A 9,135-nucleotide genomic window follows, 5' to 3' on the forward strand; every position below is an offset into this window, starting at 1 on the left:
CAAAGGCTGTCGAGACCCGCTATTCAGCATCGGCAGTGCCCGCGGGCCGATCGTCGCATCCATTCGCACGTCAACCGGCTATGCGATGCGTATTGGTCAGCGTGTCCCTAAGCGGTGAACAAGGCAAAAAAACCGTGCGAGACAGCAAAGGGCGTTTCCGCGGCATCGAGTTTACATGTCAGTGCTGACTGGTCAGACGGCTCGCCGCAGGCCAAGGTCGCCCCGGCGGACTGGCGCCACGCGACCGGCGCACGATTCCGCACGTCGCCAATCAGCCGCATTGGGTTCCAATGACGACTTCAAACTTCCCACGATGAGACACCGCGAACGGCACATTGGCCCGAGTGCGCCGCAAATGGAGCGGCTCTTCCGCAGCGCGTCGCGGGCCTGGGTGAGAGGTGATAGATCGACACTTAGAACGCGGGGCGGAGCAAAGGTGCGCGTCGCCCCAAGACTTGCACGGTGGTGGAGACGGGAACCTTGCGCGGTAGTGGACGCCCGGGGAACCGCTGTGACGTTTGTCCGACGCGCGGCGGCGATATCTGCGCTCAGCCGTATTGAACACTATTTCGGCCAGACCGGGGCCCAACAATATGGATTGGCGGCACGGCATTCCCGCCTGAGGCTCGCCGCAATCCATCCGTAGCGCAAACTCGAGGCACTCGTGGGGAAGAGCAATTGGCGGAACGTTCCGTGTCACGATGGACCGCGTCAGGAATGCAGCTTGCACCATCGCTGGTTAGCACTCAATTGACAAAGGAATAATCATGACAGCCCGACATATTGCCGCATCCCTTGCCTTAACAGCCGTAATTGCGGCGGGAAGCCCGTTAGTGAATGCGCAGACTCAGGCCGCCTCAACGACCGCTGCGAATAAGTTGCCCGCGCCAGACAAAGCATTCGTGCAAGCAGCCTCGATGTCCAGTTCGACCGAAATTGACGCGGCTAAATTGGCGATGAAGAACTCGCAGGACGAGGACGTCAAGTCATTTGCTCGGCATATGTCGATCGATCACACAAAGCTGACGATGTCGCTAAAGATGGCGGCCCCTCACGGGGTAGCGGTGCCGAAGGATAACTCCGATACGGAGGTGCTGGACTCGCTGAAGGGACTCAAGGGCAAAGCGTTCGACGACGCATATATTCGGAAGGTAGGACTCGAGGGACATACCAAGGCAGTCGCCGCGTTCCAGGAAGAAATCAATACTGGGCAGAACGCCGACCTGAAGGCGGCGGCGCAGAAGAGCTTGCCGACGATTCAGGAACATTTGCAAATGGCCAAGGCCCTCGCGGCAAAGAAAGGCATCAGTGCATCCGAGACCTCGCTCCACAATCAGAGTTAATTCGGGGGTTGAAGCCGATCGCATCGCGACGAGTGGGCAGTCGCTGATCCATTAAGCGTGCTGACGTGCAGCGGGAAAGATAAGGCGGAACGATCTTTGCTCACTAACTCTGACGTGGACGAATCAGCATCTGCGACGCGGATGCGCCAACGCATCTGGAGACCTCCATGAGAGCGCTTTGCTGGCACGGCAAGAAAGACATTCGGTGCGATACTGTCAACGATCCGATTATCGAGCACCCGCGTGACGCCATTATCAGGGTGTCCGCGTGTGCGATTTGCGGTTCGGATCTGCATCTCTTCGACGGCTTTATGCCGGGCATGGAGCCCGGCGATATCATGGGCCACGAATTTATGGGCGAAGTTGTCGAAGTCGGTCACGACAACACGGCGCTCCGGGTCGGCGACCGCGTGGTGGTCCCATTTACAATCATCTGTGGCGACTGTGAGCAATGCAAACGTGGCAATTTTTCTGCCTGCGAGCGCAGCAATCGCAACAAGGAGGCGGCAGACAAGGTGTTTGGCCACGCGACCGCTGGTCTGTTTGGATACAGCCACCTGACCGGAGGATACGCGGGGGGGCAGGCCGAGTACGTGCGCGTGCCATTTGCGGATCGTACGCACGTCAAGATTCCCGAAGGATTGACTGACGAACAGGTACTTTTTCTTGGGGACATCTTCCCAACTGGGTGGCAGGCCGCCGTCCAGTGCGAGATCGAATCGGCCGACACCGTGGCGGTTTGGGGAGCGGGACCCGTGGGACAAATGGCGGTGCGTAGTGCGATTTTGCTCGGTGCTCGGCAGGTGATCTGCATGGACCATATCGCGGAACGGCTCGCCATGGCGCGAGAGGGCGGCGCGATCACCATCGATTTTGACAACGAAAGCGTGCTGGATCGCCTGGCCGAATTGACCGGCGGCAAAGGACCCGAAAAATGCATTGACGCGGTCGGCATGGAGTCGCATGCGACGCGTTCGTTCGATGGACTCTACGACCGTGTCAAGCAGGCCGTAATGCTCGAGACCGACCGTCCCCATGTGCTGCGGGAGATGATTTACGTGTGCCGGCCCGCGGGCGTGTTGTCGGTGCCGGGAGTCTATGGCGGACTGGTTGACAAGATTCCGTTTGGTGCGGCGATGAATAAGGGCCTGACTTGGCGAATGGGTCAAACCCACGTGAATCGGTGGACCGACGATTTACTTCAACGTATTGAGCAAGGACAGATCGACCCCTCGTTCGTGATTACTCATCGAGTCTCACTGGAGGATGGACCGCAGATGTATGAGACCTTCCGCGACAAAAAGGATGGATGCATCAAGGTCGTCATGACGCTATGATTTACGTGCGCGGGAACATCCATCACAGGATGGCGCACGCTCTGTCTCGCAGGTCAAACGTCGCGCGGTCACAGGCGATAACCCAGGGGCCGCCACTGGCGGGGGAACTGATAATGCATAGCTGGAACGAGGAACACATCCGCCTGCTGGCGTATGAACTCTGGTTACTGGAGGGGTGCCCCGAGGGACGCGCCGACGAACACTGGGATCGCGCGATTAAAATGATGGCGGACGAAGATCGCAAGCGAGGCGTGGGCGATCTTTCCGTCCCGCTCAATATGCATCATTCCTGACGGCATAACGCGTGGCCCCAGGCACCATTTGATATTGCGGCGGACGGCTGGTCTGTACTCGCGCCTGAAGCCTGCCATTTCCAGACGCACGACGATAGCTCTCTTGCAATCGCTCCGGCAGCGAGAAGAATTTACACGCCGTTGCCACCATGCCAAACGCTCGAACAAGTTGCCGTAAAATCTGGCCTTAAGCAGGCGGTATGCGGAAGTGCTGTGCCAACGGGATAGTCGATGAGCTCGTGCTCAACCCGCGCTGCGAACTCTCGAGCGTCTAAGCGCGCAGGGAGCAACTTGCACTTGCGCAGCGACGCCGAGACATCATCTGCCTCCGATCCGCTTTGAGCGCCAGCATCATGAAGCCTTCGGCACGCAATGCACGCTCTGCTTCCGCCGAGAGGTCGTTCATTTTCATGGCTTTTCCTATTCGAGTCCGGGTCAACGATATGGCCGTCTTGCGGCCCGCCAAGCCACGATCGCTTCTGAATGGCGTACTTGAACGTCTGCCATGTAATCTTTCGCTTCAACAGCAACATGCCGACGTTGAACGGTAGCGCGCATCGTCGTGTCCGTAAGGATGGTGTGCAAGTGCACAAGATAGTATTCGAAGCCACGTGGCGATTGAGCCCGTGGGCTACGTTATAGATCGAGTGGACTGTCCGCAACGCCGAGGTCACGACGGAGGAGTCGGTTTCGATGCGAATCTGCCGAGCAGGCCGGTCGCGACATGATCGAACTTCGCCATTTCTGCCGAACCCATGCGGAGGACCGTTTCCCGCGGTTTCCGGCCGAATTTAGACGGGGCGCCGACCGTCGCAAGGTGCCGTGAGAGCACGCGATCCCTCATCCCTTTCCGTCTTCCTGTCGATTGGCACGAGCTCAACGCCGGCAATGCGGCTCGCGATTTCGGCGGCGGCAGCGGGCGTAACAGCCACCCCGGTACGATGCGTCTCACTACTGTCGCCCCGACGAGAACCCAACGTGGCACGACACCGAGTCGTACGGTATTCCGTCGAGGAAGTCCAGGTCCACTCGAGCTGTCGCCGCCTGCGTTCTTGCGCGCACGTGAATCCGCGCCTCGATCTTGCGCGTGCCGGCATGAACGCCAGCGGATAGATGCGGCCCGCGACAAGCCGGTTTCCGACGCGACCTCAAAGCAAGTGTGGAAACGAGTAGCGAAAGAAGACTGCTGTTCAGCGGAAAGCTGATTGCTAGCGTGGTGGGCAAACTCATTGTCTATCGCTGTAAGCTCTACACGGCTAACGCGTAATCGCTACAAATCCGCGTTCGCAGCTGTGTGGCTGGCAGCGTCGCAGCAGTTGCTTGCACGGGTCGCCGATCTACGCCGTGGCCTATGTACACGCGGACCTCCTGTGTAAGCTGCGCCGTACCCGGTCACAAACAGAGAGACAATTCCGCGCGTCGGAATGCTGGCCGGCAAGGCTGCGATCTCTCCCGGACGGAACCGACGGCAAGCTTGCGATTTCGTTGCAAGGTTCAGCCAAAGCATCCTGCGCGAGATCAGCAGAGAACACATAGTGCCGCTTCGCTAAACCGCCAAACTGGAACAGGTAATGAAGCCGCAGCGGGTTGATAGACGTTTCCTCTGTCAGTTCACGGCGACAGGCCCCCAGTGGCGTTTCGAAAATTTGATCTTTCCCCCATGCAATGATCACCGCGGCGGCGACGATGGGCGCTCATGGGCGACAAGCAAAATGAGCTCGTCGCGCGCGCATATGACGGTAGATCTGGCTCTCATGTGTTTAGCGCTGGTGGCGCGGCAGAGGAGAACGAAGACGCGCCATCAGTAGGCACGTAGACAGCGAATGCCGACGCAATCAGCGTGCCGCCTTGTGCAAATTTTCACGTGTCCGAATTGATCTACGCGGCGAGTAGCGGTGCCGTGGGGTACGCCCGTATTCAGGCCGCCGCTATCAGCGGCGTTGCGGGTGCAGCGAGTGGAAAGTCGCCGTATTCGCTAGCCCTTTGAGAAATCGCTGGCCCAGGACGCCGCCACGATCGCTATTTGCTCCCGGCCCTTGATTTCTACTCCATTGCGCCGAAAAAATGGCCCACCGCGCCGGGCTGGGCCGCACGCCGCGGGGCGTGTCAATACGATGCGCTGGAGTACGCACCGTCCTCTGAAGTCAGGTTGAACCGGCCCGCTCGAACCGTATTACCTGTTCGGCGCGCGAGCCGTTCATTTCGTCCTTGTACACCGTTCCGCAATGGACGACGCGCCACCCAGGGCGGGCCGCTACCAGGGGCAGGTTGCCCCCGGCCCGGCTGTCGACTCCGCCGAGGCCGGTAGCCGGCGCCGGCACATTGTTTTCGACGGTCGCATTCGAGGTAAGGACATTGTCGTGCCACGCAGGCAGGTTGCGTTTAGCCTCCAGCGCTTTTCCGTCAGTGTCCACCGTATTGTCGGTCGATCCAGTATTGGCCACATCGACCGATACGATCCGGCTTCGAGCGCGTTCGAGCGGATCTTTCGAGTCCGACGTCTGCGCCTCAAGGTCCACCGGCGGCAGCGGGTTCGACGTCTTCGGCCCGAATGTCGGTTCGGCCGAGCTGGCCGTCGTGCTGCTCCCAAATTCCTTCGCCAACGTCGCTGCGTCGGGGGAAGCGGAGCCCGCGGCGGGCGTGTGGGCAGGACTTCGGGCAGCAATCTCGTTCTGCTGGGCCTGTCCTGGGTTCGATTCGGCATTCTGCATGGTCTTGTTTCCTTCGTTGGTCAGTGAAGCGGTCCGACGGGACGTTGCTGCAACCTGACTTCCGCAACCGCTCCGTTTTCTCCAATGCGGTAAGCGAGGCCGCCACTTCGACAACTGATACATCGTCCGTGCGGGCGATCAGAGCTTCGCTTTGGCTAGCCCTGCGAAAGTGCGCGACATAGGGGCTAGCCATACGGTCACATCTGCTCCCTTTGGGCTCGGATGGGCAGGCGACCGCTTTAAATCACGAGTTGCCTGCCGCCCTCGGCTCAGGTAGCTTTCCCTGAAGTGACAGTGCTAGTGTCATTGACGCTTCGTGCATCAGCGGGCAGTTCCGGATCCACCGACTTCAACCCACTGTCTCTCCGGCCATCGTGCTCGACCTCGACGTCAGTGCCGCGCAAAGTCTCGTTGATAGTCTCGGTGTGCTCTGTCGCTTCGCGGCCCACGACCACCTCTTCGACCACGTGTGCGGTCTTGGCCACCACCGCATGCTCAGCGGTTTCGCGGATTTCTACCGACCCTTCTTTTAGGTCCGCTGCTGTGGCGACGCGATCCACCGGCCGGCGTTCGATGGTGGCGTGTTCTTCGCGCAAGTTGACCGTCTCGGTGACAGGTGTTTCCGTTGCTCGAGAATAGACGCGCACACCACCGCTATCCACTTCGCGCTTGCCCACATCGAGCGACTCGCGCGTAACCGCGAACGCTTGCCTCTCTGCGGTAACTTCATCCGCGGTGTAGGGCCTCGCTGTCGAATCGAAGCCCGAATAGCCGCTGCTCTTCCACTGCGCCACGCGCTCGTCGATATCGACAGCACCCGCTTCGTGTAACGCTGAGCGCACCATTGCGACTTGCGCTTCATCGGTCACGGAGACAGTGAGCAGCGCACCGCCGCGACGAACGGCTTCCTGATAGTGGCCCACTTCTTCCGGTCGATCGTCGCTGCCGAACATGTTGCTGAAGAAACGCTCGACCTTGCCGAATACGCCGACTTCCTCGCTCGCGGTCGACGCCGCGGGTTTATCGGCGTCTACCGTGCGCTCGCCAGCGGCGCCTAACTGATCGTTCGCGTGCACTTCCATGTCGTCACGCCTAAGGCCGCCTTGTACGAGGCGTGAGACCGCGCCATCGGCCTCCTCAAATGAGTCAAATACACCTACGATAACTTGGGTCATCTCGTGCTCCATATTGGATTGGGCGGCTTGAACTGCGGCCAGGGTTTGCGATTTATAAAGCGGATTTTGCAGAGGGCTCGTCTGCACCGGAGGACGGCATCGTGGCGTCCGCGATCCAGTCTCCAGTGCTCCCGACTCGCCTTTCTACGACGACCTGTTGACGTTGCACTTCGGCGACGTGCACATCAGTCTTTTCGGTGACGACGGTCGTAATGCGTATTTCTTCTTTCAACATCAACTTCAGTTCGGTGACCGGCACGCACTCGAACACTGGCACGATCAATGTGTCGCCCTCATTGCGCGGGCCGAACTTCGCCTCGACAAATTGATTGACTTCCACGCGTTCGATGTGCACCGCGTTGCTGCGCAAGAGAACGGGCACCTCAAGCGACTCGAAGTGTGTGATGGTGCGAATGCGAACAGCGCCCTTGTCCTGCTCTTGTGCCGACACCGCCAGACGTTCCTCGGTCGCGAGCAGGGCCGTCGTCGCGCCGTCAACGGTCGGCGTCGGTTCATTGTGCGTGTTCATGCCTGTACTCCCGTCTCGAAGATGCCTGCTCAGTGCGCAGCACGAGTGGGGGGCGCGTCGCGCTCGGAAGTCCGCACGGCGAGGTCATCGCGTGCATTGCCGCCTGCGTCTTCGAACGGCGGCTGATGACGGAAACCCACATTACCCGAGACCATCGCGATGATCGCGCCGATCACAAGCGCGGCGAATGAGAACCACGAGGCGCGCGCGACGCCGCGAGCCGCCGTATCCGCTGCCTGCCGTGCATCGGCTTCTGCTTGCGGACTTGACGCTTGAGCTGTCGCCGAGGCGACTGCGCCTTGAACTTGCGCTTTGAGGGAATCCATCATCGTTCCACTCGCGCCAGACGGGTTTGCGGCGGCCGCGACAGTGGCACCGGTCGACGCCATGCTGCCCGCGGTGCTCACAGCGCTACCCACGAGGGACGTTGCACCATAGGCCACCAGGAGGATCATCGCGGCCCACGCGAGCAGGCCATGGAGCCAGCCCAGCACTGGCGCACAACGGCCAGCAAAATAAGACCCAACGAACACTGCGATCACCGTCATGACAATCAAGTAAGCGCCTGAGCCGAATGCGAAGCCGCGCGCCGGGTCAGGCCGGGTGAGGGGGGACAACACAGAAGCGCCAATGGCCGTTCCAAGCACGGTCAAAAGCAGGTAAGTAATGAGCGATAGGATGACGCCGGCTATAACGGCACCCCATGAGATACGGGGAAGACCTTCCCCTGTAAAAAGTAGGCGCATATCAATTCTCCAAGAGCTAAGGATTCCGAAACGACGGTCTGTCTAGGTACCGCGTGTGGGTAACCTGTTTGTGCAACGACCATTCCTAGACCGGCGCGCAGACAGTTAAATAGCTAAACAAATTACTTTTGCACACCTTGACCGGGACAAAAGAGTGACGTTGCCGGGGTTTCGTTCGGGGTTGAGCCAATCGCACCCTTCCAGGGGCGCGGGTGCAATGCGAGCCCGCTCACGGGATTACACGGGTTGCGAAGCTAAGACTCGCGCCAAGGTGCGCGTGCCGCCGCAGCGACCGGGAGAGGGAAATTCCTGCGGTGCCGCTTCCCCTAGTTCTGGCCGCCATCAAAAGCAGCTGTGCGCCGACGCCACCAGCATGGGCGGCGAAACGATAGTCACAAACCCCCCTTGCAGCTCAGGCGTTCGTTACCGCTGTGAGCCTTTGCCGGGAGGATCTGGCGGGGCGCATCCCCCGCGATTATCGGTATGTCGGAAGCAGCCTTGCCCCGCATTTCTAATGTGCTGAGACGCCGGGCGCCCGAACGGGTGCGCGGCGCAATGCCCGGGGGGCGATGGCCGCCCCCTAGTGTGCCTTCGGATCGATGTTGACGCCCGATGCGGTCCGACTCGCTAATGCCCGGAGCGTCTTCGCAGCATCGCCGGGCAAAGCGACCGATGCCGTGCCGTCGCCACCATCCACCGCAGCTTGCGGTGACTCGACGAATTCCCATTCAGGCCCCTGGTTCCACGGTCCGCGAGGTGCGCCATCACCGGCCGACATTTTGTAATAAACGCTGGAAAATTGTTCCAATCCGGGCAACTTTCCTTCAGGAAAGTTCGGCTGTATGGAATGTAGTGCCATCTCGAACGACTTCTGATGCGCAATTTCACGTGTCATCAAAAAGCCGAGTGTTTCGCGGATTTCAGCATCGTCGGTCACGTTCATCAACCGCTCGTAGACGATCTTCGCTCGTGCTTCGGCGGCGATATTGGAACGCAGGTCC

The 9,135-nt window shown here is 60.0% G+C and carries 8 protein-coding genes; 3 read left to right on the forward strand and 5 right to left on the reverse strand.

Going from position 1 to position 9,135, the window contains the following annotated elements; all coding sequences use genetic code 11:
* Nucleotides 1–767: 767 nt before the first annotated feature.
* The 3 genes from HV670_RS28545 (at nt 768) to HV670_RS28555 (ending at nt 2,973) form a co-directional block, all read left to right on the forward strand.
* Nucleotides 768–1,343, forward strand: coding sequence for a DUF4142 domain-containing protein (locus HV670_RS28545; protein WP_175108315.1), 576 nt, complete (start codon nt 768–770; stop codon nt 1,341–1,343).
* Between the two features lie 167 nt (nt 1,344–1,510).
* Nucleotides 1,511–2,680 (forward strand): zinc-dependent alcohol dehydrogenase, encoded by a 1,170-nt coding sequence (locus HV670_RS28550; protein ID WP_175108316.1) that lies wholly within the window; start codon nt 1,511–1,513, stop codon nt 2,678–2,680.
* 113 nt (nt 2,681–2,793) lie between these two features.
* Nucleotides 2,794–2,973 (forward strand): DUF2934 domain-containing protein, encoded by a 180-nt coding sequence (locus HV670_RS28555; RefSeq protein ID WP_175108317.1) that lies wholly within the window; start codon nt 2,794–2,796, stop codon nt 2,971–2,973.
* Nucleotides 2,974–5,117: 2,144 nt separating this feature from the next.
* Here HV670_RS28555 and HV670_RS28560 read toward each other — a convergent pair.
* From HV670_RS28560 to HV670_RS28580, 5 genes are all read right to left on the reverse strand, one after another.
* Nucleotides 5,118–5,684 carry a DUF3005 domain-containing protein gene (locus HV670_RS28560; RefSeq protein WP_175108318.1) on the reverse strand — a complete coding sequence of 189 codons (567 nt, stop codon included), beginning with the start codon at nt 5,682–5,684 and terminating at the stop codon, nt 5,118–5,120.
* Nucleotides 5,685–5,953: 269 nt separating this feature from the next.
* Nucleotides 5,954–6,859 (reverse strand): YsnF/AvaK domain-containing protein, encoded by a 906-nt coding sequence (locus HV670_RS28565; RefSeq protein WP_175108319.1) that lies wholly within the window; start codon nt 6,857–6,859, stop codon nt 5,954–5,956.
* 52 nt (nt 6,860–6,911) lie between these two features.
* Nucleotides 6,912–7,388, reverse strand: a complete 477-nt coding sequence (locus HV670_RS28570; RefSeq protein WP_175108320.1) for a YsnF/AvaK domain-containing protein — start codon at nt 7,386–7,388, stop codon at nt 6,912–6,914.
* 29 nt (nt 7,389–7,417) lie between these two features.
* Entirely contained in the window at nt 7,418–8,134 is a 717-nt protein-coding gene (locus HV670_RS28575) for a hypothetical protein (RefSeq protein WP_175108321.1), read from the reverse strand.
* Nucleotides 8,135–8,714: 580 nt separating this feature from the next.
* Nucleotides 8,715–9,135 (reverse strand): manganese catalase family protein (locus HV670_RS28580; RefSeq protein WP_175108322.1); only part of this gene is annotated, 421 nt, incomplete at its 5' end.

Origin of the sequence: Pararobbsia alpina (assembly GCF_902859895.1) — a bacterium.
In the GTDB taxonomy this organism is placed as follows: domain Bacteria; phylum Pseudomonadota; class Gammaproteobacteria; order Burkholderiales; family Burkholderiaceae; genus Pararobbsia; species Pararobbsia alpina.

Bases quoted from the DNA above. Each gene is read 5' to 3' on its own strand.
- HV670_RS28550 (WP_175108316.1), top strand. From the start codon at position 1,511: ATGAGAGCGCTTTGCTGGCACGGCAAGAAAGACATTCGGTGCGATACT.
- HV670_RS28570 (WP_175108320.1), bottom strand. From the start codon at position 7,388: ATGAACACGCACAATGAACCGACGCCGACCGTTGACGGCGCGACGACG.
- HV670_RS28560 (WP_175108318.1), bottom strand. From the start codon at position 5,684: ATGCAGAATGCCGAATCGAACCCAGGACAGGCCCAGCAGAACGAGATT.
- HV670_RS28565 (WP_175108319.1), bottom strand. From the start codon at position 6,859: ATGACCCAAGTTATCGTAGGTGTATTTGACTCATTTGAGGAGGCCGAT.
- HV670_RS28555 (WP_175108317.1), top strand. From the start codon at position 2,794: ATGCATAGCTGGAACGAGGAACACATCCGCCTGCTGGCGTATGAACTC.
- HV670_RS28575 (WP_175108321.1), bottom strand. From the start codon at position 8,134: ATGCGCCTACTTTTTACAGGGGAAGGTCTTCCCCGTATCTCATGGGGT.
- HV670_RS28545 (WP_175108315.1), top strand. From the start codon at position 768: ATGACAGCCCGACATATTGCCGCATCCCTTGCCTTAACAGCCGTAATT.